This is a genomic window from Pseudorhodoferax sp. Leaf274, from assembly GCF_001422445.1.
Lineage (GTDB): Bacteria > Pseudomonadota > Gammaproteobacteria > Burkholderiales > Burkholderiaceae_C > Pseudorhodoferax.
The window spans coordinates 68,886-91,787 of sequence record NZ_LMNA01000009.1 but is presented as its reverse complement, the minus strand read 5'-3'; the positions used below and the strand labels follow the sequence as shown (position 1 = coordinate 91,787).

The following is a 22,902-nucleotide window of genomic DNA, read 5'->3' as shown; positions in this document are numbered from 1 at the left end:
GAAACAGCCCCGTGGTGTGCGCTGGCCGGCTGCATCGCATAAGCTGCCGTGCCTTTTTCTTCAATGGAGGTAGCCAGGCATGTGCGATCTGAACGACCAGGAAGAGCTCAACAAGTACACCCGCCGCGACTTCGGTGCGTGGGCCGCGTCCGCCGGCCTGCTGGCCGTGCTGCCCGGCGTGGCCAACGCCGTGGCCGTGGCCGAACGCGACGTGGTCATCACCACGCCGGACGGCAGCTGCGACGCCTACTTCGTCGCCCCCACCTCGGGCGCTGCGCCCGCCGTGCTGGTGTGGCCCGACGTGTTCGGCCTGCGCCCCGCCTTCCGGCAGATGGGGCGGCGCCTGGCGGAGTCGGGCTACAGCGTGCTGGTGGTCAACCCCTTCTACCGCCAGAAGAAGGCGCCCACCGCGGCGCAGGGCGGCCAGACGCCGATCGCCGAGGTGATGCCGCTCATGCAGGCCCTGACGCCGGCCATGCACCTGTCCGACGGCAAAACCTTCGTGGCCTGGCTCGACGCCCAGGCCGAGGTGGACAAGACGCGCAAGATGGGCACCACCGGCTATTGCATGGGCGGGCCGATCGCGGTGCGCACGGCCACCGTGGCGCCGGGCCGCGTCGGCGCGGTGGGCAGCTTCCATGGCGCCGCCATGGTGACGCCCGCGCCCGACAGCCCGCACCGCCTGGTGGGCCAGACGCAGGCGCACTACCTGATCGCGGTGGCCGAGAACGACGACACCAAGGACCCAGAAGCCAAGGCCACCCTGCGCGCGGCGCTGGAGAGCGCGAAGCTGCCGGCCGAGGTGGAGGTGTACCCCGCGGCCCATGGCTGGTGCCCGCCCGACACGCGGGTCTACGACGCCGCCCAGTCCGAGCGTGCCTGGACGCGCCTGCTGGCGACGTTGAGCAAGGCGCTGGTCTGAGCCTGGGCTGCGGGCGCCGCTACCATGCGCCGCGAAGGAGACCACCCGCATGCCCATGTTCGTCGACCACTCGCCGCCCGGCCAATGCCTGTTCTGCCGCCTGGTGGCGGGCGAGATCCCGTCCGCCAAGGTCTGCGAGGACGAGCTGACCGTCGCCTTCATGGATATCGGCCAGGTCAACCCGGGCCATGTGCTGGTGGCGACCAAGCGCCACGCCGTGACGCTGCTGGACATCACGCCCGAGGAAGCTGCCGCCGTGATGCAGGCCGCGCAGCGCGTGGCCCACGCCGCGCAGGCGGTGTTCGCCCCGCCCGGCATGACGCTGTTCCAGGCCAACGGCCCGGTCGGCGGGCAGACGGTGTTCCATTTCCATCTGCACGTGCTGCCACGCCACGAAGACGATGGCATGGCGCTGGCCTGGCCGCGCAAGGAGCCGGGCGGCGCCGTCTTGCAGGACTACGCGGCACGGCTGCGCGCTGCATTGCAACCCGCCTGAGCAACTTGAAGGACGGCTGTGTCGGCCCCGCAACGTTTTCCGCCGGCCATCTGTTTAAACTTTCGCCCGCATTTGTACGCTGTGGCCTGCACAAGGCGGCCTCGCCGCCGGTGCGGTGTGCAGCGGGCAACAAGATATTCAACCGATGGATGGCTCTGCCGGGCTTGGCGCGGCGGGCTGGAAGGCAAAACAGACCGAAAGCTGACGATGGCCAAGGAAGACCTCATCGAAATGACCGGCATGGTCGAGGAAGTGCTGCCCGACTCGCGGTACCGCGTGACGCTGGAGAACGGCCACAGCCTCGTGGCCTACAGCGCCGGCAAGATGCGCAAGCACCACATCCGCATCCTCGCGGGCGACCGCGTGACGCTGGAACTCTCGCCCTACGACCTGACCAAGGGCCGCATCAAGTTCCGCCACCTCGATTCGCGCGGGCCCGGCCCGCGCTGAGTCTCAGGCGGGTTTGCTGCGCAGGGTGCGGCTCAGCAGCACCACCGGCAGCAGGCCCACCAGCACCAGCGCCAGCGAGGGCAGGGCGGCTTCGCCCAGCCGCTCGTCGCGGGCCAACTGGTAGGCCACCACGGCCAGCGTGTCGGTGTTGAAGGGCCGCAGCACCATGGTGGCGGGCAGCTCCTTCATCACGTCCACGAACACCAGCAGTCCGGCGGCGGCGGCCGAGCGGTGCAGCAGCGGCCAGTGCACGCGCGCCATGAGCCCGAAGCCGCCGGTGCCCAGCATGCGCGCCGAATCGTCGAAGCTCTGCGGAATGCGCGCGTAGCCGCTCTGCATGGACTGCAGCGCCACCGCGCAGAAGCGCACCAGGTAGGCCCAGACGATGCCCAGCGCCGTGGCCGTGACCCAGTAGGCAGCGCCCAGCTGCGGCATCGCCTGCTGCAGCCAGCCCACCGGCAGCAGCAGCCCGACCACGATGACCGCACCCGGCACGGCATAGCCCAGCCCCACGAGTTGCACGGTGGCGCGCTGCAGCCGCTGCGGCGTGCGGCGCACGCAGAACGCCAGGAACAGCGCCAGCGCCACGGCGATCGCCGAGGTCAGCGCGCCCAGCCAGATGCTGTTGCCTGCCCATTGCACGAAGCGGTCCCAGGGCAGCACCGACCAGTCGGCCGCCAGGGGCCGCAGCATGAAGGCCACGGGCAGCACGAAACCCATCAGCACCGGGAACACGCACAGCGCCTGCGCCAGCAGCTGGCGCCCACCGGTCAGCACCTGGGGCCGGCCGTCGTGGCTGCCAGCGCGCCCGCGTGTGCTGGCAAAGCGCATGCGCGCCTGGGCACGCTGCTCCAGGCCCAGCAGCAGCACCACGAAGACCAGCAGCATGGTGGCCAGCTGGGCCGCGGCGATGCGGTTGTCCATCGCCAGCCAGGCCTTGTAGATGCCGGCCGTGAAGGTCTGGATGCCGAAGTAGCTGGACACGCCGAAGTCGGCCAGCGTCTCCATGAGCGCCAGCGCCGTGCCGGCCGCGATGGCCGGCCGCGCCATCGGCAGCGCGACCTGGCGGATGCGCCGGGCCAGCGGCGCGCCGAGCAGCCGCGCGGCCTCCATGAGGTGCGCGGCGCGCTCGGCCAGCGCGGTGCGGGCCAGCAGGTAGACGTAGGGGTACAGCGAGAAGGTGAACACGACGGCCGCGCCGCCCAGGCTGCGCACCTCGGGCAGCACGCGCCCGCGCAGCCCGAAGCTCTCGCGCAGCCAGGTCTGGGCCGGACCGCTGAACTGCAGGAAGTCGGTGTAGGCGTAGGCCACCACATAGGCCGGCATGGCCAGCGGCAGCAGCAGCGCCCATTCCAGCGTGCGCCGGCCGCGGAAGTCGAACAGCGTCACGCAGGCCGCGGCGCCCGTGCCCACCAGCACCACGCCGGCCCCGACCATGGCCGCCAGGCCCAGCGTGGTGGCGATGTAGCCGGGCAGCACTGTCTGGCGCAACTCGCGCAGGATCTGGCCGGTCTCGGTGCTCCACTGCGCCCAGGACGCCAGCACCGACAGCACCGGCAGCGTGAGCAGTGCCGCGACCAGCAGCATGCAGGGCAGGGACAGCCAGCGGCGGGGCATGAGGGTGCAGGACGGAGGGGGAAGTGGGACGGGCGGCAGGCGCCCTGGGGAGATGAGAATTGTACGCATCGCGCTGCCTACAATCCTTGCCATGTTCCTGGATGTCTCCCACCTGGTCGTGCAGTACGCCGGCCGCGCGCGGCCGGCGGTTGCCGATGTCGGCTTCGGCCTCGCGGCCGGCGAGATCGGCGTGCTGATCGGCCCCTCGGGCTGCGGCAAGACCACCTTGCTGCGCACCGTGGCCGGGCTGGAGCCGGCGCAGGGCGGCGAGATCCGCCTGTCCGGCACGCCGGTCAGCGCGCCGGGCCTGCAGCTGCCGGCCGAGCAGCGCCGCATCGGCATGGTGTTCCAGGACTACGCGCTGTTCCCGCACCTGGACGTGGGCCGCAACGTGGGCTTCGGCCTGTCGGCCCTGCCCAAGGCCGAACGGGCTGCGCGCGTGGCCGAGGTGCTGGAACTCGTGGGCCTGGGCGGCGCCGAGCGGCGTGCGCCGCACGAGCTGTCCGGCGGCCAGCAGCAGCGCGTGGCGCTGGCGCGCGCACTGGCGCCGCGGCCGCAGCTCATGCTGCTCGACGAGCCCTTCTCCAACCTCGACGTGGAGCTGCGCGAGCGGCTCGCGCACGAGGTGCGGGCCATCTTGAAGGCGGCCAAGACCACGGCTCTGTTCGTCACGCACGACCAGCTCGAGGCCTTTGCCATCGGCGACGCGATCGGTGTCATGCACGAGGGGCAGCTGCACCAGTGGGCCGATGCGTACACGCTGTACCACCGGCCGGCCACGCGTTTCGTGGCCGACTTCATCGGCCATGGGGTGTTCGCGCCGGCCACTGTCTCGACTGTGGATGGGCGCCTGCTGTTGGAAACGCCGCTGGGCCCGGTCAATGGCGCGGCCGCAGCGCAGGCCGCTGCCAGCCTCGCGCAAGGCGGCCCGCAGGACCTGCTGCTGCGTGCCGACGACGTGGTGCACGACGACGCCGCGCCGGTCAAGGCCGAGGTGATCCGCAAGGCGTTCCGCGGCTCGGAGTTCCTCTACACACTGAGGCTGGCCTCGGGCGAGACCGTGCTGGCGCATGTGCCGAGCCACCATGACCACCGGATCGGGGAGTGGATCGGGGTGCGGGCGGATCTTGACCATGTGGTGATGTTTCCGCGGGGCGGTTAGACGCGCGGCCCGCGATGGCGGGCCGTTCCCGTCGTGCACATCCGGCGGCCTGCCGGTGCCGCAGGCCGCGGCGTCACCCGGCCGGCAGCCGCGCCCGCAGCGCGCGCACGGCGCTGTCCACCGTCGTCAACACGGGCAGGCCGGTCGCCTGCGCGCAGGCCGCCCGCGCCCGCGCCATGCTGAACTGCGCCAGCGCAATGCGTGTGCAGCCACGCGCGGCCAGCGCGCGGGCCTGTTCGGCCACCAGCGCGTCGTGGCGGGCCGTGTCGCCGGCGTTCAGCGCATCCAGCGCACCGTCGGCCAGCGCCAGTTCGAGCGGCACCGCGTCCGGGAATTCGGGCGGCATGGATTGCAGCGTGCCGGCGAAGCTGGCGATCAGGCCGAGCGTGCCCCGGCCTTGCGCGCCTCCTCGACCATGGCCTCGTTGGGCTTGAGCACCGGGATGGCGGCATGGCGCCGCGCCACGGCCTCGATGCAGGGGCCGAAGGCCGAGCAGGTGAACAGGATGCCTTGCGCGCCGGTGTCCACCGCGTACTGTGCGAGCGCCTGGAAGCGCGCATGCATGGCCGCATCCAGCCCCCGGCCGTTCATGGCCAGGTCGGCCGACAGGCTGTCGTCCAGCAGGTTCATGCCGCTGGCCTGCGGCCAATCGCGCTCGAAGGCGTGGTTGATGGGGGCGACCGAGTGGGCGAGGGCGTGGATCAGCGCGATGCGCGGCATGGCATTCCTTGGTGTCAGCGGTGGCCGAGTTCCTGGCGCAGGCGGGCCACACTGTCGTGCAGCGCTTGTGCCCAGGCGCGCCGGTCGCGCCCACCGTGCTCCTGCGGCGCGCCATAGCGCACCTGGGCCACCAGGCCATCTGCCGCCAGCGTGCGCCAGACCGAGCCGACCAGCGTCTCGTCGCCGACGAAGCTGGGCGCGAAGCTGGTCGCGCCGTCGCTGTCCGCAAAGCGCAGCGCCAGCGGCTGGATCGGCACGTCGGCGCTGATCGCGGCCTGCACCAGGTTGGCATGGAAGGGCAGCAGCGTGCGGCCGTCGCCGGTCGTGCCTTCGGGAAAGATCGCCACCACGTCGCCGGCGACGAGCCGGTCGCGCATGTGGTGCACCACGCGCATGGCGTCGCGGCGAGAGGCGCGCTCGATGTAGAGCGTGCCCGCGCCCGTGGCCAGGCTGCCGATCAGCGGCCAGTGCGCCACGTCGGCCTTGGAGACGAAGCGGCAGTAGCCGGCCGCGTGCATGACCACGATGTCCAGCCAGGAGATGTGGTTGGCCACGAGCAGCACCGGCCCCGCGGCCATGGCCTGGCCGCCGACGTCCAGCCGGATGCCGGACAGCGCCAGCACGCGCGCGGCCCAGGCCTGCACGGCCTGTTCGCGCTGGCGCGGCTCCCAGCCGGCGAAGCGGGTGCGGATGGTCCACAGGCCCGCCGTGCCATGGCCGATCAGGCGCAGCAGGCGCCACAGCGCACGCGCGTGGCGCATGGCTTCAGCTTGCGTCGTAGGCGAGGTGGCCGCCGACCAGCGTCCAGCGCACGCGGCCCGGCAGTTCGTAGCCCGTGAAGGCCGTGTGCTTGCCCTGGCTCTTGAGCGCGGCGTCGGTCACGGTCCAGCGCGCGGCGGGGTCGAACACGCAGACGTCGGCGACGCCGCCCTCGACCAGCTGGCCCAGGCTGGCCTGCAGCGTGCCCAGCGCACTGCCCAGCAGCGCGGCCGGCTGGCTCGTCACCGTGGCCAGGGCTTGCGGCAGCGGCACGCCCTGCTCGTCGGCCCACTTCAGGGCCAGGCTCAGCAGCAGCTCGACGCCCGTGGCGCCAGGCTCGGCCTCGGCGAAGGGCAGGGTCTTGGCGTCGGCATCGACCGGGGTGTGGTCGGACACCAGCGCCTGCACCACGCCGTCGGCCAGCGCGGCGCGCAGCGCATCGCGGTCGCGCTGCTGGCGCAGCGGCGGGCTCACGCGGGCGCGGCTGTCGAAGTAGCCGATGTCCTGGTCGGTCAGGTGCAGCGAGTTGATGCTCACGTCGCAGCTGACGGCCAGGCCCGCGCCGCGCGCCTGGCGCACGAGTTCGACACCGGCCGCGCTGGAGATGCGCGACAGGTGCACGCGCGCGCCGGTCACCTTCATGAGTTCGAAGATCGTCAGCAGCGCGATGGTCTCGGCGATCACGGGCACGCCCGACAGGCCCATCCGCGTGGCCAGCGGGCCGCTGGCGGCCACGCCCTTGCCAAGGTCGCGGTCCTGCGGGCGCAGGAACACGGTGAAGCCGAAGGTGGCCGCGTACTGCAGCGCGCGCTGCAGCACCTGGGTGTTGGCCAGCGGCACCTCGGCCTGGCCGAAGCCGATGCAGCCAGCCTCGGTCAGCTCGACCATCTCGGTCAGCACCTCGCCGGCCAGGTTGCGCGTGAGCGCGCCTTGCGGGAACACGCGGGCCTGGTGCAGCTTCTCGGCGCGGAACTTGAGCATCTCCACGAGGCCGGGCTCGTCCAGCACGGGGTCGGTGTCGGGCGGGCAGACCAGGCTGGTCACGCCGCCGGCGACGGCCGCGGCCATCTCGCTCTCCAGCATGCCTTCGTGCTCGTGGCCGGGCTCGCGCAGGCGCATCGACAGGTCCACCAGGCCGGGCATGACCACCAGGCCGCTGGCGTCGATGGTGCGGTTGGGCTTGAATTCGGCCGAGACCTGGCCGATGGACACGATGCGGCCCGAGGCGATGGCGATGTCGGCCGTGGTGTCGCGGCCCGAGGCCGGGTCGATCACGCGGCCGTTTTGGATCAGCGTCTTCATGCTCATGCCTCGTTGCCCGCGACGATGCCCATCACCGCCATGCGCACGGCGATGCCGAAGGTGACCTGCGGAAGGATCACGGCCTGCTTGCCGTCGACCACGGCCGAGTCGATCTCCACACCGCGGTTGATCGGCCCTGGGTGCATGACGATGGCGTCGGGCTTGGCCAGCGCCAGCTTCTCGGGCGTGAGGCCGAAGCTCTTGAAGTACTCCTGGCTGGAAGGCAGCAGCGCGCCGCTCATGCGCTCGTTCTGCAGCCGCAGCATGATGACCACGTCGCAGTCCTTGATGCCTTCTTCCAGCGTGTGGCACACGCGCACGCCCATCTGCGCCATGTCGCCGGGCACCAGGGTCTTGGGGCCGACCACGCGCACCTCGGCGCAGCCCAGCGTGGTCAGACCGTGGATGTCCGAGCGCGCCACGCGCGAGTGCAGCACGTCGCCGACGATGGCCACCGTGAGGTTGCTGAAGTCCTTCTTGTAGTGGCGGATGGTGTACATGTCGAGCAGCCCCTGCGTGGGGTGCGCGTGCCGGCCGTCGCCGGCGTTGATGACATGCACGTGCGGCGCCACATGCTGGGCGATCAGGTAGGGCGCGCCCGATTCGCTGTGCCGCACCACGAACAGGTCGGCCGCCATGGCCGACAGGTTGGCGATGGTGTCCAGCAGCGACTCGCCCTTGGCGGCAGAGGAGCGCGCGATGTCCAGGTTGATCACGTCGGCCGACAGCCGCGTGGCCGCGATCTCGAAGGTGGTGCGCGTGCGCGTGCTGTTCTCGAAGAACAGGTTGAACACGCTCTTGCCGCGCAAGAGCGGCACCTTCTTGACCTCGCGGTCGCCCACGCTGACGAAGTTGGCGGCGGTGTCCAGGATCTGCGTCAGGATGTCCCTGGGCAGGCCTTCGATGGAGAGCAGGTGGATCAGCTCGCCGTGCTTGTTGAGTTGGGGGTTGCCTCTGGCCAGCATGCTCACCCCTCGATTTCGAAGCTGAAGGCGCCGGCGTCGCTGCGGGCCAGCGCCAGCGACTGGCCGGCCGGCAGCGCCACGCGCGCGGCGGCGAAGTCGGCCTGGACCGGCAGCTCGCGCGCGCCACGGTCCACCAGCACCGCCAGGCGCACGCTGGCCGGGCGGCCGTAGTCGAACAGTTCGTTGAGCGCGGCGCGGATGGTGCGGCCGGTGTAGAGCACGTCGTCCAGCAGCACGATGTGCGCGCCGGTCACGTCGAAGGCCAGCGCCGTGGCGCTGGCGCCGGCCACCATGCCGCGCTGGCCGTAGTCGTCGCGGTGCATGGACGAGGAGATCACGCCGGGCTTGCCGGCGCGCTGCAGGTCGGCCTGCAGGCGTTCGGCCAGCCAGGCGCCGCCGGAGGCGATGCCCACCAGCTGGGTGCCTTGGGTGCACAGCGGCCGCACGCCGCGCAGCAGCTCGGCGTACAGGGCCTCGGCGTCGAGGGTCAGGGTACTCATGTCAGTGGCGCCCGGCCGCCCGAAGGCACTGACGCGCCCCCTCGGGGGGCAGCGATACGCGAAGCGATGAGCGTGGGGGTCGTGTCATGGCAGGTTTCTCAGGAACTGTTCCAGGATGATGCAGGCGGCGGCCGCATCGGCGTCGCGCGCGCCCAGGCTGTGCGCCTCGGTGGTGGAGTAGCGCTCGTCCACCTCGTAGACGGGCAGCTTGCAGCGCCCGCGCAGCTGGCGCGCGAAGCGCTGGGCGCGGGCGGTGTTCTCGTGCGCGGCGCCGTCGGGGTGGAAGGGCACGCCGACAACCAGCGCGTCGGGTTGCCATTCGCGCACGCGGGCGTCGACCTGGGCGAAGCGGGCATCGCCCTCGGCGCGGATCGTGCTCTGCGGCGTGGCAGTGCGTGTCAGGCGGTTGCCCACGGCCACGCCGGTGCGCTTGGTGCCGTAGTCGAAGGCCAGAAAGGATTGGAAGTGCGCGGGAACGGCGTCGGCGGCCTGGGATGGGCTCACGCGTGCCCCGCATCCGGCGACAGCATCCACGACTGCAGGCCCAGCAGCAGCAGGGCGCGGTCGTAGCGCTGCTCGATCGGCGTGTCGAAGATCACCGCCGCGTCGGCTTCCACGGTCAGCCAGCTGTTCTCGGCCAGTTCGGATTCGAGCTGGCCCTCGCCCCAGGCCGAGTAGCCCAGCGAAACCAGCACCTTCTTGGGGCCGGCGCCGGTGGACAGGGCTTCCAGCACATCCTTGGACGTGGTCATCTCCAGCCCGCCCGGGATGGTCATGGTCGAGGCGTAGATGCTCTCGCTGTCGTGCGGCGGCGCCGCCATGACGGCCTCGTGCAGCACGAAGCCACGCTCGGTCTGCACCGGGCCGCCCTGGAACACGGGGCTGTCGGACAGGTCGTCGCGCCGCAGCGGCAGGTCGACCTTGTCGAACAGGTTCTTGAGGTTGATGTCGCTGGGCTTGTTGATGACCAGGCCCAGCGCGCCACGGGCACTGTGCTCGCACAGATAGACCACACTGCGCGCGAAGTTTTCGTCCTCCAAACCCGGCATCGCAATCAGGAAATGATGCGTGAGGTTCATCGGCGCAGAATCTGAGCTCATAAGCCGCGATTTTAGCGACGGCCCCGTTCCGGATCTCCCGCATGGAAAAGAAGTACGACACCGGCTTGATGTGGTTTCGGCGCGACTTGCGCGCTTTCGACAACGCCGCCCTCTACCACGCGCTGCGCGCCTGCCGCCAGCTGCACTGTGTGTTCATCCTCGACACGGACATCCTGGACGCGCTACCCCGTGCCGACCGGCGCGTGGAATTCATCCTGGCGGCGCTGGACGAGCTCGACGCCGCGCTGTGCCGGCTGGCGCCCCACGGCGGCCACGGCGGGCTGATCTGGCGCCTGGGCTCGGCCCGCCAGGAGATTCCGGAACTCGCGCACGCGCTGCATGCCCAGGCCGTGTTCGCCAACCACGACGACGAGCCCCCGGCCATGGCGCGCGACGCCCAGGTGCGCGGCGCCCTGGCCGGCATGGGGGCGGCGCTGCTGACCAGCAAGGACCAGGCGATCTTCGAGCGCGGCGAGGTGTTGACGCAGGCCGGCACGCCCTACAGCGTGTTCACGCCCTACAAGGCGGCCTGGCTCAAGAAGGTGGACGCGTTCTACCTGTCGTCCTACCCGGTGGCGCGCCATGCCGAGGCGTTGGCGCCCCGGCCCGAAGGCGACCGCCGGCCGGTGCCCAGCCTGGCCGACATCGGCTTCGAGCCGACCAACCTGGCCGAACTCAAGATCCCGCTGGGCGCCAGCGGCGGCCAGCAGCTGTTCGAGGAGTTCTTCGACCGCATGGACCAGTACCACCTGGCGCGCGACTACCCGGCCGTCAAGGGGCCGAGCTACCTGGGCGTGCACCTGCGCTTCGGCACGGTGTCGATCCGCCAGCTCGCGTCGAGTGCGCAGCAGCTGACCGCGCAGGGCATGCAGGGGCCGGCGGTGTGGCTGTCCGAGCTGATCTGGCGCGATTTCTACATGCAGATCCTGGCGCATTTCCCGCATGCCGCGGAGTCGGCCTTCAAGCCGGAGTACGACGCGGTGAAGTGGGAGCGCGGCAAGCATGCCGACGCGCTGTTCGCCGCCTGGTGCGAGGGCCGCACGGGCTACCCGCTGGTGGACGCGGCCATGGCGCAGATCAACCAGAGCGGCTACATGCACAACCGGCTGCGCATGGTCACGGCCAGCTTTCTGACCAAGCACCTGGGCCTGGACTGGCGCTGGGGCGAGGCCTATTTCGCCGAGAAGCTCAACGACTTCGACATGTCGGCCAACAACGGTGGCTGGCAATGGGCGGCGTCCACGGGCTGCGATGCGCAGCCGTACTTCCGCATCTTCAATCCGGTGACGCAGAGCGAACGGTTCGATGCGGAAGGGAAGTTCATCCGCCGCTACCTGCCGCAGTTGGCCAACCTGCCGCCGCCCTTGCTGCATGCGCCGTGGAAGGCCAGCGCCATCGAACTGGCGGCAGCCGGCATCGAGCTGGGGCGCGACTACCCGCACCCCGTGGTCGACCACGCCGAGGCGCGCGAACGCACGCTGGCGCGCTATGCGGTGGTCAAGAAGCCGCTGGCCGGCAAGAAGACGACGGCCAAGCGGCGCTGATCACCCGCGGATCACCACGTCACGCCGTAGTGCTCGTACACGCGGCGGCCGTAGTCGTCGCTGTAATCGGGTTGCGTCTCGCGTTCGTAGCGCGGCGCGTTGTCCAGGCGTTCGGCATCCAGCGGCACCACGTAGCCGTCCAGCGCCGTGTCGTAGTGCAGCATGGGCCAGGGGATGGGGTAGCGGTCGGTGCCGATGCCCAGGAAGCCGCCGAACTCCAGCGCGGCGTAGCGCACCAGGCCCGAGCGCTTGTCGATGACGAGGTTGTCGATGCTGCCGAGCTTGCCGCCCTTGGCGTCGTAGACGGTCGTGCCTTCGACCTTGTCGGAAGTGATGGTGGGACTGGACATCGCGATCTCCTTGTCGGTTGCGGGGCCGGCGGCCCCATGCCCGCTTTGTCGCATGCCTGCCCCGGCCGCGCTGTCAGCGCGTGCGCCCGCCGCCCGTAGGCTGGGCGGCGCAGGCGGCACGGGCACCGCCGCCCATGCCCGCGGCGGCACGCCTGTGCCCGTGGCTCACTCCCACCAGACTTCCATCTGCACGCCGAAGGTGTTGTTGCTGCGCTTGTCGTTGATGCCGTAGGCGGGGCCGTTGGCGGGATCCGAGTGGGCAGCGGCTGCGGCCGAGTTCCAGTTGGCGTGGGTGTAGTACACGCGGAATTCCGGACGGGTCCAGAAGTCGGTGTTGGGCGAGAACGCCACGGCCATGGTGCCCTTGTTCAGGCGTTGGGTCTCGCCGCCGTCCATCTTGCGGCTGGTGGTGGCCACTTCGCCGATCAGCTTGGTGCGCGGGGCGATGCCGTAGGTCAGGCGGCCGCCGAGGCTGAAGTCCTTCTGCTCCAGGCCCTGGTCGGGTTTGAGGGTCTGGTAGCCGATCAGGGCCTGGCCGCCGAGCTTGCCGATCTGGAAGTCGACCGTGTCCAGGATGCGGCGCTGCCGGGCGCCGGCGCTGGGGGTGCCGGCCGCATCGTCCAGGCCGTAGAACTTGCCGCGGATGTCCGCATGGCCGTTGGAGGCCTGCAGCATCAGCGAATTGTTCAGGCCCTTGACCAGGAAGTCCTTCTGGTTGTGCACGATGCCCAGCGCGCCGCCGTCGCTGCCCCGCGCGAAGTCGCCGTTGACCAGCGCGCCGGTCACGGTGATCGAGCCCCCGGGGTTGGTCGGGATCTTGCGCCATTGCAGGTTCAGGCGGTGCGCGTTGTTCGGGTTGCCGGCCTTGTTGTCGAAAGAGTCGGAGTTGTACAGCGCCACGTTCAGCGTGCCCACGCCGAAGAGCGGGATGTCGTCCACGCCGGCGCCGTAGTTGTCGCCGTCTTCCATCACCCAGTTGTCGACGATGTGCACGTCCTGGATGCGGTGGAAGCGCTGGCCGGCCCACAGCGTGGCGCTGTTGCCGAAGATGCCGGTCATCGTGGCGTAGGCCTGGGCCGTGCCGGTGTCGCCGTTGTAGATCTTGGGCTGGTAGAACACGCCCCACTTCCCGCCGTCGCCCAGGTCGAAGCGCTTGCCGATGCCGAACTCGATGTAGTGGTCGCCCTCGTTGCCCAGGCGGTACTTCTGAAGATCGCCGCCCAGCGAGTAATTGCCGCGCAGGCGGCCCTGGTCCTTGTTGCCGCTGTAGAAGCCGCTGCGGGCGTAGCCCCAGAACTCCAGGCCGGTGGCATCGCTGACCTTCTTGACGAAATCGCGGGTGGGGTCGGCGGCCTGGTCCTGCGCCAGCACCGGCTGGCTGCCCAGCAGCAGCGCGGCGATGGCGGCGGCGAGCCGGGTCGGGTGGTGGGTTGTCATGTGGTTCTCCTCTGGGGTCTTCGTGGTGGAAAGTGCCGGCTTGCGCGCCAGGGCCGGCAGGCCTGGAAATCGATGGGCTGTGGCCCGCGGGGGGCTTCAGCGCAGGTACAGGCCGGGCTGCAGGCCGAGCAGGTCGGGCAGCACCAGGTCGGCGCCGCGCAGCACCTGCGGGCTGCCGATGCCCACGGCGAACATCCCGGCGCCACGGATGGCCTGGATGCCGGCAGCGGCGTCCTCAATGCCCACGCAGTGCGCGGGCGCGACGTTCAATGCCTGCGCCGCCGCCAGGAAGATGTCCGGCGCCGGCTTGCCGTGCGCGACGCTGGCCGGGTCGACGACGTGGTCGAACAGAGGAGCGACGCCCAGCCGGGCGAGCACCGTGGGCGCATTGCGGCTGGCCGACGCGAGCGCCAGGCCCCAGCCACCCGCACGCACGGCCTGCAGCGCGGCCAGGGCGCCCGGCAGCAGGTCGGCGGGCGTCAGCCCGGCGATGGCGTCGACATAGGCGGCGTTCTTGTGCTCGGCCAGCGCCTGCTTGCGTTCCGCGCTGAAGCGGCCGGCGGCCGGGCCCAGCACGTGTTCCAGCGAGTCCATGCGCGACAGGCCGCGCAGTTGCTCCTCCATGGCCGCGTCGAATGGCAGCTGCAGCATCCGCGCGAGCGCGCCCCAGGCGGCCAGGTGCTGGCGGGCGGTGTCGGTGAGCACACCGTCCAGGTCGAAGATGAAGGCGTGCGAGAAATGGCGGGAGCGGGTCACGGTGGGGGCGGGCGGTTGGGTCACGGGAAGGCGGCGTGCGCAGCGGCGGACGGGGCGGCCAGTGCGGATGGGGCGGTCGCGGCGGCGGGCGGTTCGGCGGACGCTGCGGCCGGAGTCGGCAGCGCCAGCGTGGTCTCGCGCTGCTCCCCGCCCAGCACCACGGTCTGCCCGCCATGCCGGAATGCCAGCCAGTCGCCGGCGAGCAGCCGGTAGGTGCAGCGCTCGGCGTCGATGTCGAGCTCCAGCTGTGCGCCGGCCACCCGCAACTTGAAGCTGTAGCGGCGCCAGCCGGCCGGCAGCGTGGGCCAGAAGGTGGGCATGCGCCGGCGCATGCGCAGGCCGGCGAAGCCCGCCACCACGCCCAGCCAGGCGCCGGCCATGGCCGCGGTGTGCACGCCGTGGCGGGTGTTGCGGTGGTGGTCGTCCAGGTCGGTGCGCACGCCCTCGGCAAAGTAGGCGTAGGCCTTCCCGGCGTAGCCGACCTCCGAGGCGATGATTCCGAAGATGCAGCGCGACAGCGAGGAGTCGTGCGTGGTGATGGCCTCGTAGTAGTCGAAGTCGCGCCGCTTGTCGTCCTGGCGGAACTGCTCGCCCAGCAGCAGCAGGGCCAGCAGCACGTCGGCCTGCTTGCAGATCTGGTGGCGGTAGATCACCAGCGGGTGGTAGTGCAGCAGCAGCGGGCGCTTGGGGGCGTCGTTGCCGCCGTCGAAGGGCCAACGCGGCTTGGCCAGGAAGCCGTCGTCCTGCGGGTGCACGCCGAGCCGCTCGTCGTAGGGCAGGTACATGTGGCGCGCGGCCTCCTGCCAGGTCTCGGCCTCGCGCAGGTCCAGGCCGATGCGCAGCTGCAGCTTCAGCAACTGGCCGGCATGCTGCTGCGCGAGCCACTGCACCAGTTCGGCGGCGAAGCCCAGGTGCATCTGGGCCATCGCGTTGGTGTAGAAGTTGTTGTCCACCAGCGCCGTGTATTCGTCCGGGCCGGTCACGGTGTGGATGCAGTAGCGGCGCGTGCTGCCGTCCTCGAAGCGGCCTTGCTGGTAGTGGCCCAGGCCCATCCAGATGCGCGCGGTCTCGAACACCAGTTCGGCGCCGTGGTCCAGCATGAAGGCGTCGTCGCCGGTCACGTCCCAGTAGCGCTTGACCGCGAACGCGATGTCGGCATTGATGTGGTACTGCGCCGTGCCGGCCGGGAAGTACGAGGAGCACTCGGGCCCGTCGATGGTGCGCCAGGGGAACAGCGCCCCTTGCGCGTGGGCCATCTCGCGTGCCCGCGCGCGCGCCGCGTCCAGCGTGTGGTAGCGGAACTCGAGCAGCCGGCGCGCGATCTGCGGCTGCGTGTGCAGCAGCATGGGCAGCACGTAGATCTCGGTGTCCCAGAAGTAGTGGCCGTCGTAGCCGCTCCCGGTGACGCCCTTGGCGGCGATGTTGGTGCGGCCGTCGCGGCCGACCGACTGCAGCAGGTGCAGCTGGTTGAAGCGCATGCCCTGCTGCAGCGCATCGTCGCCCTCGATCACGACATCGGCGTCCTGCCAGTAGCGTGCGAGGTAGGCCGCCTGCTCCGCGCACAGCTGCTCGAAGCCGGCCTCCACCGCCTGCTCGACGGCGCGGCCCAGCAAGGCCGGCAGGTCTTCGGCCGGCGCGTGGTGCGAGCCCATGAGGCCGAAGACCTTGTCCAGCCGCAAGGTTTCGTGCTGCCGCAGCTCGGCCTCGAAGCGGTGGCCCAGGCAGGCGGCGGTGCCGGCGTCCTGCGCGGCGATGGGCCCCTGGCCGGCATGCCAGGCCAGGCTGTGCAGCGCGCTGGCCACCTGCATCGCGCTGCGCTTGGTGCGGTGCACCAGCAGCACCTGCGGACCGTGCCGCTCGGCCGAGACCTCGACCAGCGACTTGGCGGCGTGGGCGGACCCGGCGCGCGGATCGTCGCTGGCCTCCATGTCGTGGGCCCGGGCATCGATGAAGGACTCGATGGCGATGTGGGCCGGGCCGTCGAGCACCTGGAGTTCATAGCGCAGCGCGCAGACCGCGTCGCGCTCCAGGCTGACGAGCCGGGTGCTGTGCACGGCCACGCGCCGTCCGCGTGGAGAGACCCAGACGAAGCGGCGCGTCAGCAGTCCGTTGCGCAGGTCGAGTTCGCGGGCGTAGTCCTCGATCTGGCCGCTGGCGGGGTCGAACGGTTCGCCGTCGATCTGCCATGCCACGGCCTTGCCGTTGGGCACGGCGACGATGAACTGGTGCAGCCGGGCCAGACCGTAGGCGTTCTCGGCGTAGGCGATGTCGGCCACGTCGTGGAAGCCGTTGAGGTAGGTCGCGTCCTGGTCGGTGCCCGGCCAGGCGCTGCCCTCCTCGTGCGCGCCGCGCAGGCCGATGCGGCCGTTGCCCAGGCAGAACAGGGTTTCGTGCAGGCCGGCGCGATCGGGGTCGAACCGGGTTTCGTGCAGGCACCAGGGTGCCACGCCGAGCGCAGCGGAAGAAATGCGGGTCATGGAGCGGAATCGAAAAGCGGCGCGCGGCGCCGCGGCAGGACGGACGGCGGTGTGTGGAGGCTCAGTGCGCGGCGGTGCGCGAGATCGATACGCCGGCGACGACGGGCCGGTCTTTCAGCATCAGCGGATCGACGGTGCGGTGCAGCGCCACGTCGTCGCCATCGAACAGGTGGCAGTGCCGCGCCGGGAAATGCAGTGCGATGGGGCTGCCGATGTCGCGCGCGCAATGGCCGTTCTGGCGCACCGTGACGAGTTCGCCGCCAGCCAGGCGCACATAGACGTAGCTGGCCTCGCCCAGTTGCTCGAGGAAGGCGACCAGGCCGGTCACCACGTTGGCGCCGCCTTCCTTCTCGGCAACCTGCACATGCTCGGGCCGCACGCCCAGCGTGACATCGCTGTCGGCCTTCAGCCGTGTGGCATCGACATCGACCTGGCAGGCGACCGGGCCGACCGTGGCCACGGCGTGGCCAGGGCCGGCGCTGCGCAGTTTCGCGGCCACGAAGTTCATCTTCGGGCTGCCGATGAAGCCGGCCACGAACTTGTTGACCGGGTGGTGGTAGAGCGCCAGCGGCGCGCCGAACTGGGCCACGCTGCCATCGCGCTGCACCGCCTCGCCGGCATTGAGCAGCACGATCTTGTCGGCCAGCGTCATGGCCTCGACCTGGTCGTGCGTCACGTAGATCATGCTGGCCGTGCCGATGTCCTTGTGCAGCTTGGCGATCTCCAGCCGGGTCTGCACGCGCAGCGAGGCGTCCAGGTTGGACAGCGGTTCGTCGAACAGGAACACGTCGGGCTCGCGCACGATGGCCCGGCCGATGGCCACGCGCTGGCGCTGGCCGCCCGAGAGCTCCTTGGGCAGGCGCTGCAGCAGCGGGTCGAGCTGCAGGATCCGGGAGGCCTTGCGCACGCGCTGGTCCACGGTGGTGCTGTCGGTGCGCAGCTGCCGGAGGCCGAAGGCCATGTTCTCGTAGACCGTCATGTGCGGGTAGAGCGCATAGCTCTGGAACACCATGGCCACGCCGCGGCGCGAGGGCGGTGTCTCGTTCACGCGCCGGCCCTTGATGGCCAGCTCGCCGCTGGAGATGTCTTCCAGCCCGGCCACCATGCGCAGCAGGGTGGACTTGCCGCAGCCCGAGGGGCCGACGAAGACCACGAACTCGCCGTCCTTGATCTCCAGGTCGACGTTGCGGATGGTGTCGGCGCTGGCGCCGTCGTAGCGTTTGTGGACGCCGCGGAAGCTGATGGCGGACATGGTTCTTCTCCTGTCAGGTCTGGGAGGGCAAGGTGAGGAAGGCGGTGCCGTGCGGCGGCAGCAGCAGCGCGCCCTGCCCGCTGCGCAGGCCGGGCGGCTGCGCAGGCGCACCGGCGTCCGGCGTCCAGCCTTCGCCGGGCAAGGCGAAGCGGGCACTCTGCGCACCGAGGTTGAACACGCACAGCAGGCGCTGGCCGGCGTGCGCGCGTTCGAAGGCCAGCACCTGGCCCTGGCGCGGCAGCAAGGCCATCGAACCCTGGCGCAGCGCCGGTTGCGCACGGCGCCACTGCAGCAGGCGGCGGTAGTGGTGCAGCAGCGCGCCGTCGTCGGCCCACTGGCGGTCGGCGGCCAGCGCACGGTGTCCGGCGGCCAGCGGCAGCCAGGGCCGTGCGGCGCCGCTGCCGAAGCCCAGGTCGGGCGCATCGGCCTGCCAGGCCATGGGCGTGCGGCAGCCGTCGCGGCCCTTGAACTCGGGCCACATGGCGATGCCGTAGGGGTCCTGCAGGTCGTCGAAGGCGATGTCGGCCTCGGGCAGGCCGAGTTCCTCGCCCTGGTAGAGGCAGGCGCTGCCGCGCAGCGTCAGCAGCAGCGCGGCGGCCTGGCGCAGCAGCGCCGGATCGGGCCGTGCACCGCCCCAGCGCGTGGCCACGCGCACGCTGTCGTGGTTGGAGATGGCCCAGCAGGGCCAGCCGTCGCCCAGTGTGTCCAGCGACTGGGCCAGCAACGCATGCAGGTAGCCGGCGTCGTACTGCGGGCCCAGCAGGTCGAAGCAGTAGGCCATGTGCAGCTTGTCGCCACCGCCGGTGTAGGCGGCCATCAGCGCCAGGCCGCGCTCGTCGCCGATCTCGCCGACCATGGCGGTGCCGGGGTATGCGTCCACCAGCGCGCGCAGGCGGCGCAGGAAGGCCAGGGCCTCGGGCCGGCTCTTGTCGAATTCATGGACCTGCCACGAATACGGGTTGGCGGCCGGTGCCGTGGGGTCCACGTGCGCGGGCGCGCCGCGGCCGGGGTTGTCGCGCAGCTGTGCGTCGTGGCAGCAGAAGTTGATGGCGTCCAGCCGGTAGCCGTCCACGCCGCGGTCGAGCCAGAAGCGCATCTCGCCGAGCAGCGCGTCCTGCACCGCCGGGTTCAGCACGTTCAGGTCGGGCTGGCTGGCCAGAAAGTTGTGCAGGTAGTACTGGCAGCGCCGCGTGTCCCACTGCCAGGCGCTGCCGCCGAACACGCTGAGCCAGTTGTTGGGTGGCGTGCCGTCGTGCTTCGCATCGGCCCACACGTACCAGTCGGCCTTGGGGTTGTCGCGGCTGGCGCGGCTCTCGCCGAACCAGGCGTGCTGGTCCGAGGTGTGCGAGAGCACCTGGTCGATCATGACCTTCAGGCCCAGCGCATGCGCGCGCGCCACCAGGGCGTCGAAGTCGGCAAGCTGGCCGAACATCGGGTCGACGCCGCGGTAGTCGCTCACGTCGTAGCCGAAGTCCTTCTGCGGGCTCGTGAAGAAGGGCGACAGCCAGACCGCATCGGCGCCCAGGCGGGCGATGTGCTCGAGCCGGGCCGTGATGCCGGGAAGATCGCCGATGCCGTCGCCGTTGCTGTCGGCAAAGCTGCGCGGGTAGACCTGGTAGATCACGCCGCCGCGCCACCAGTCGTGGTTGGAAGTTGCGGTCATGGCGCGTCAGCCCTTCACCGCGCCAGAGGTCAGCCCGCCGACGATCTTGCGCTGGAAGACGAGCACGAGCGCAATCAGCGGCAGCGTGACCAGCACCGAGGCGGCCATGATCTTGCCCCAGGGGATCTCGTACTTGTCGGCGCCGCTGATCAGCGAGATCGACACCGGCACCGTGCGGTCGGCGTTGGACAGCACGAAGGTCAGCGCGAACATGAACTCGTTCCAGGCCGCGATGAAGGCCAGCAGCCCGGTGGTCACCAGCGCCGGCCACATGACCGGCAGGAACACCTTGGTGATGACGCCCCAGGGGGTGCAGCCGTCCATGATGGCGGCCTCCTCGAGTTCCTTGGGCAGGTCGCGCACGAAGGTGGTCAGCACCCAGACCGTGAACGGCAGCGTGAAGATCATGTAGGGCAGCGTCAGGCCCCACCAGTGGTTGTAGAAACCGATGGCCTGCATCAGCTCGAACATGCCGGACAGCACGGCCACCTGCGGGAACATGGACACCGCCAGCACCGTCAGCAGCAGCAGGCCGCGGCCCTTGAACTGGATGCGGCCCAGCGCGTAGGCCGCCGTGACGCCGAGCAGCAGCGAGGCCACCACCACCAGGCAGGACACGGCGACCGAATTGAACAGGTGCCGGCCGAACGGCTGCTCGGGCACGGTGAACAGGCTGATGTAGTTCTTCAGCGTGGGCGCGTCGGGCCACAGCGAGGTGCTGAACAGCTCGGTGCCCTGCTTGAGCGAGGTGACGATCGCAAAGTAGAACGGGAACAGGCAGAACAGGCAGATCACGGCGACCAGCGCGTACAGGCCGATGCTGCCCAGCAGGCGTTGGGTGGAGAGGTTCATCGCGCGCTCCTCACTTCTTGCCGCCGAGGTCGACGCGCGAGAGCTTGAGGTACAGCAGCGTGCAGGCGCCGATGATCAGGAACAGCACGGTGGAGGCGGCCGACCCGTAGCCCACGTAGTTGTTGTCCACGATCTCGCGGCGCACGAAGCCAGACATGCTGATCGTGTCCACGCTGTTGGACGTCATCACGTAGATGATGTCGAACACGCGCAGTGCATCGAGCAGGCGGAAGATGACGGCCACCATCAGCGCCGGCCAGATCAGCGGCAGCGTGACCTTGAAGAAGACCTTGACCGGGTGGATGCCATCCACATGGGCGGCCTCGTAGCAGTCGCGCGGCAGCATCTGCAGCGCGGCCAGCGTCAGCAGCGTCATGAAGGGCGTGGTCTTCCACACGTCCACCAGCACCACGGACCACAGCGCGTAGGCCGGGTCGGCCGTCCATGCGATGTTGCTGTCGATCACGCCCCAGGTCTTGAGCATGGCGTTCAGCACGCCGAACTGGTCGTGCATGATCCAGGCCCACATCTTGGCCGAGACGATGGTGGGGATCGCCCAGGGCACCAGCACCGCCGCACGCACGAAAGCGCGGCCCTTGAAGTTGGCGTTGAGCACCAGCGCGAAGACCACGCCCAGCACCGTCTCCAGCACCACCGAGACGGTGGCGAACTTGAAGGTGTTGAGGATCGCCTTGCCCCAGTCGGTGCGCCAGAAGCCCTCGGCCGCGCCGAAGTTGAAGACGCCGTACTCGCCGAAGTAGTTGGCGAAGCCGACCCACTGGTAACTGGCGCTGCCGATGGTGTCCAGGCTGGCGTCGGTGAAGCTGAACCAGATCGTGCGGCCCAGGGGCCAGCCCGCCACCAGCAGCAGCACGGTGACCGTGGGTGCGAGAAAGATCCAGGCGCTGCGTGTGCGCTCGCGTGTCAGCGCGGAAGTCGGGCTGCTCATGGGATGTCCTGCTGGAAAAGAAGACGGGTGCGCGCGCTCCGCCCGCCGGCCATGGCCGGCTTGCAGGGAACGCTTGGGGTGGTGGGTTGCGGCGGCGGGCGACCGCCGCCGCGCTCAGGCCGGGCTCACCACTTGGGGCCGCGGCGGATGGTCTTGATGCGGCCGTCGAGCTTGGCCAGCGCGTCGTCGGCCTTGGCGTTGCCGGAAAGCACGCTGTGCGATGCGTTCCAGAACGCGGCTGAAACCTCGTTGTACTTCGCCCCCGTGGCGGTGGCCGGGCGCGGCACGGCGGTGACGAAGGTCTCGTACAGCGTGCCGAAGAAGGGGTTGGCCGCGATCACGTCGGCGTCCTTGTAGAGCGCGGGGATGGTGGGGTTGTACGAGCCCTTGATCGCGCGGTCCTTCTGCACTTCGGGGCTGGTCAGGTACATGACCAGATCGGCCGCCACGGCCGGGTTCTTGGAGTACTTGACGACCGACAGCTGCCAGCCGCCCAGCGTGGCCGCCGGCTTGCCATCGCCGCCCTTGGGCAGGTTGACCACGCCGACCTTGCCCTTGACCGGGCTGTCGGCGCCCTGGCTCAGCGACCAGGCGTAGGGCCAGTTGCGCATGAAGACCGAGTTGCCTTTCTGGAACACGCCGCGCGCGTCTTCCTCGCCGTAGTTCAGCACGCCGGTGGGCGCGATGGTGCCGATCCAGCCGGCGGCCGTGGTGAGCGCCTTGGCAGCCTGCGGGTTGTTGATGGTGATGTCGCCCTTGGCATCGACGATGGAGCCGCCGCCGTAGCTGGCCACCCATTCCAGCGCATTGCAGGTCAGGCCTTCGTAGGCCTTGCCCTGGAACACGTAACCCTGCATGTCGGCGTTGCCTGACTTGCGCTCGCCGTCCATGACCTTCCTGGCCGTCGCGGTGAGTTCGTCCCAGGTGGTGGGCGGCTTCTCGCCGTATTTCTCGAGCAGATCCTTGCGGTAGTACAGGACGCCTGCGTCGGTGAACCAGGGCATGGCAAGCAACTGCCCATCGACGGTGTTGTTCGCCACGATGGCCGGGAAGTGGTTCTTCTCGGCGCCCTTGGCGTAGGGGCCGAGATCGAGCAGGTGCGCCTTGATGGAGCTGGGCCAGACCACGTCGACGGAGACCACGTCCACGTCGCTGGACTTGGCCGCGAACATCTGGCGAAACAGGCCCAGGATGTCCGAGGTGGACTGCGGAATGGTCAGGTGCTTGACCGTGTTGCCGGTCTTCTTGCTCCACTCGTCGGTGGCTTTCTTGCAGAACTCTAAGTCCTGCCCGACCGTGCCGCAGGACACGGTGACGGTCACGCCGGCCTGGGCTGCCGACCAGGCGAGGCCCAGGGTGGCGGCGGCAAGGCAGGTCGTTCTGATGGCTTTCACGGATGGTTCCCCTCGTGTGGTTTTGTGTGCGTTCGTCGGTCTCTCCGGCGGATCGTTAAATTGTGTTCAAAGCAAAACGATGGAATGCAATCGTTTTCCCTGGTAACCGCTGTGTTATCAGGTATGGGCATGAATGCATGCAGTCATTGCATCCATTGGCTCATGCGATGGTCTTTGCTGTTGTTTGCGTGCAATCCGTGCGTCGCCTGTGGGTGCCGGCGCTGGTCCATGCCGC

At 70.0% G+C, this 22,902-nt stretch carries 21 protein-coding genes and 1 pseudogene; 5 read left to right on the top strand and 17 right to left on the bottom strand.

What is annotated here, in order from left to right:
- Nucleotides 1-79 precede the first annotated feature (79 nt).
- From ASF44_RS13210 to infA, 3 genes are all read left to right on the top strand, one after another.
- The gene (locus ASF44_RS13210) at nt 80-922 is read left to right on the top strand and encodes a dienelactone hydrolase family protein (RefSeq protein ID WP_056899697.1); all 843 of its coding nucleotides are present in this window, start codon (nt 80-82) and stop codon (nt 920-922) included.
- 49 nt (nt 923-971) lie between these two features.
- A complete protein-coding gene (locus ASF44_RS13205) occupies nt 972-1,418 on the top strand; it encodes an HIT family protein (protein WP_056899696.1) in 447 nt (148 codons plus the stop codon).
- A 207-nt stretch (nt 1,419-1,625) separates the two neighbouring features.
- On the top strand, nt 1,626-1,868 hold the full coding sequence (gene infA / locus ASF44_RS13200) for a translation initiation factor IF-1 (protein WP_056899695.1): 243 nt from the start codon (nt 1,626-1,628) through the stop codon (nt 1,866-1,868).
- A 3-nt stretch (nt 1,869-1,871) separates the two neighbouring features.
- Here infA and ASF44_RS13195 read toward each other — a convergent pair whose 3' ends face one another.
- Nucleotides 1,872-3,485 carry an iron ABC transporter permease gene (locus ASF44_RS13195; protein ID WP_056899694.1) on the bottom strand — a complete coding sequence of 538 codons (1,614 nt, stop codon included), beginning with the start codon at nt 3,483-3,485 and terminating at the stop codon, nt 1,872-1,874.
- Nucleotides 3,486-3,576: 91 nt separating this feature from the next.
- On the opposite strand from ASF44_RS13195, the gene ASF44_RS13190 reads away from it, so the two are divergent.
- A complete protein-coding gene (locus ASF44_RS13190) occupies nt 3,577-4,647 on the top strand; it encodes an ABC transporter ATP-binding protein (RefSeq protein ID WP_056899693.1) in 1,071 nt (356 codons plus the stop codon).
- A 73-nt stretch (nt 4,648-4,720) separates the two neighbouring features.
- Here the strand turns inward: ASF44_RS13190 and ASF44_RS13185 are convergent.
- The 7 genes and pseudogenes from ASF44_RS13185 to ASF44_RS13155 form a co-directional block, all read right to left on the bottom strand.
- Nucleotides 4,721-5,367 (bottom strand): annotated as a pseudogene (locus ASF44_RS13185) (aspartate/glutamate racemase family protein).
- A gap of 14 nt (nt 5,368-5,381) precedes the next feature.
- A complete protein-coding gene (locus ASF44_RS13180) occupies nt 5,382-6,128 on the bottom strand; it encodes a 1-acyl-sn-glycerol-3-phosphate acyltransferase (RefSeq protein WP_056899692.1) in 747 nt (248 codons plus the stop codon).
- Between the two features lie 4 nt (nt 6,129-6,132).
- Complete coding sequence (locus tag ASF44_RS13175) at nt 6,133-7,428, bottom strand: dihydroorotase (RefSeq protein WP_056899691.1); 1,296 nt, start codon at nt 7,426-7,428, stop codon at nt 6,133-6,135.
- Nucleotides 7,429-7,430: 2 nt separating this feature from the next.
- The gene (locus ASF44_RS13170) at nt 7,431-8,393 is read right to left on the bottom strand and encodes an aspartate carbamoyltransferase catalytic subunit (protein WP_056899690.1); all 963 of its coding nucleotides are present in this window, start codon (nt 8,391-8,393) and stop codon (nt 7,431-7,433) included.
- Nucleotides 8,394-8,395: 2 nt separating this feature from the next.
- Complete coding sequence (gene pyrR / locus ASF44_RS13165; protein ID WP_056899689.1) at nt 8,396-8,893, bottom strand: bifunctional pyr operon transcriptional regulator/uracil phosphoribosyltransferase PyrR; 498 nt, start codon at nt 8,891-8,893, stop codon at nt 8,396-8,398.
- An 84-nt stretch (nt 8,894-8,977) separates the two neighbouring features.
- Nucleotides 8,978-9,397: a Holliday junction resolvase RuvX gene (gene ruvX / locus ASF44_RS13160; RefSeq protein ID WP_056899688.1), complete on the bottom strand. Its 420-nt coding sequence runs from the start codon at nt 9,395-9,397 to the stop codon at nt 8,978-8,980.
- Nucleotides 9,394-9,993 carry a YqgE/AlgH family protein gene (locus tag ASF44_RS13155; protein WP_056899687.1) on the bottom strand — a complete coding sequence of 200 codons (600 nt, stop codon included), beginning with the start codon at nt 9,991-9,993 and terminating at the stop codon, nt 9,394-9,396. The genes ruvX and ASF44_RS13155 overlap by 4 nt, the downstream gene beginning before the upstream one ends.
- A gap of 41 nt (nt 9,994-10,034) precedes the next feature.
- Between ASF44_RS13155 and ASF44_RS13150 the strand changes: the two genes are divergently transcribed.
- Nucleotides 10,035-11,537 carry a deoxyribodipyrimidine photo-lyase gene (locus tag ASF44_RS13150; RefSeq protein ID WP_056899686.1) on the top strand — a complete coding sequence of 501 codons (1,503 nt, stop codon included), beginning with the start codon at nt 10,035-10,037 and terminating at the stop codon, nt 11,535-11,537.
- A gap of 11 nt (nt 11,538-11,548) precedes the next feature.
- On the opposite strand, the gene ASF44_RS13145 is transcribed toward ASF44_RS13150, so the two are convergent.
- From ASF44_RS13145 to ASF44_RS13105, 9 genes are all read right to left on the bottom strand, one after another.
- A complete protein-coding gene (locus ASF44_RS13145; protein WP_056899685.1) occupies nt 11,549-11,887 on the bottom strand; it encodes a PRC-barrel domain-containing protein in 339 nt (112 codons plus the stop codon).
- Nucleotides 11,888-12,052: 165 nt separating this feature from the next.
- Nucleotides 12,053-13,324, bottom strand: a complete 1,272-nt coding sequence (locus ASF44_RS13140; protein WP_056899684.1) for a carbohydrate porin — start codon at nt 13,322-13,324, stop codon at nt 12,053-12,055.
- A gap of 96 nt (nt 13,325-13,420) precedes the next feature.
- Complete coding sequence (pgmB, locus tag ASF44_RS13135) at nt 13,421-14,080, bottom strand: beta-phosphoglucomutase (RefSeq protein ID WP_056899725.1); 660 nt, start codon at nt 14,078-14,080, stop codon at nt 13,421-13,423.
- A gap of 20 nt (nt 14,081-14,100) precedes the next feature.
- Nucleotides 14,101-16,557, bottom strand: coding sequence for a glycoside hydrolase family 65 protein (locus tag ASF44_RS13130; RefSeq protein WP_082524747.1), 2,457 nt, complete (start codon nt 16,555-16,557; stop codon nt 14,101-14,103).
- 61 nt (nt 16,558-16,618) lie between these two features.
- A complete protein-coding gene (locus tag ASF44_RS13125) occupies nt 16,619-17,809 on the bottom strand; it encodes an ABC transporter ATP-binding protein (protein ID WP_056899683.1) in 1,191 nt (396 codons plus the stop codon).
- Nucleotides 17,810-17,822: 13 nt separating this feature from the next.
- Entirely contained in the window at nt 17,823-19,472 is a 1,650-nt protein-coding gene (locus ASF44_RS13120; RefSeq protein WP_056899682.1) for an alpha-glucosidase family protein, read from the bottom strand.
- A 6-nt stretch (nt 19,473-19,478) separates the two neighbouring features.
- A complete protein-coding gene (locus ASF44_RS13115; RefSeq protein WP_056899681.1) occupies nt 19,479-20,324 on the bottom strand; it encodes a carbohydrate ABC transporter permease in 846 nt (281 codons plus the stop codon).
- 10 nt (nt 20,325-20,334) lie between these two features.
- A complete protein-coding gene (locus ASF44_RS13110; RefSeq protein WP_056899680.1) occupies nt 20,335-21,273 on the bottom strand; it encodes a carbohydrate ABC transporter permease in 939 nt (312 codons plus the stop codon).
- Between the two features lie 125 nt (nt 21,274-21,398).
- Nucleotides 21,399-22,667, bottom strand: coding sequence for an ABC transporter substrate-binding protein (locus ASF44_RS13105; RefSeq protein WP_056899679.1), 1,269 nt, complete (start codon nt 22,665-22,667; stop codon nt 21,399-21,401).
- Nucleotides 22,668-22,902 lie beyond the last annotated feature (235 nt).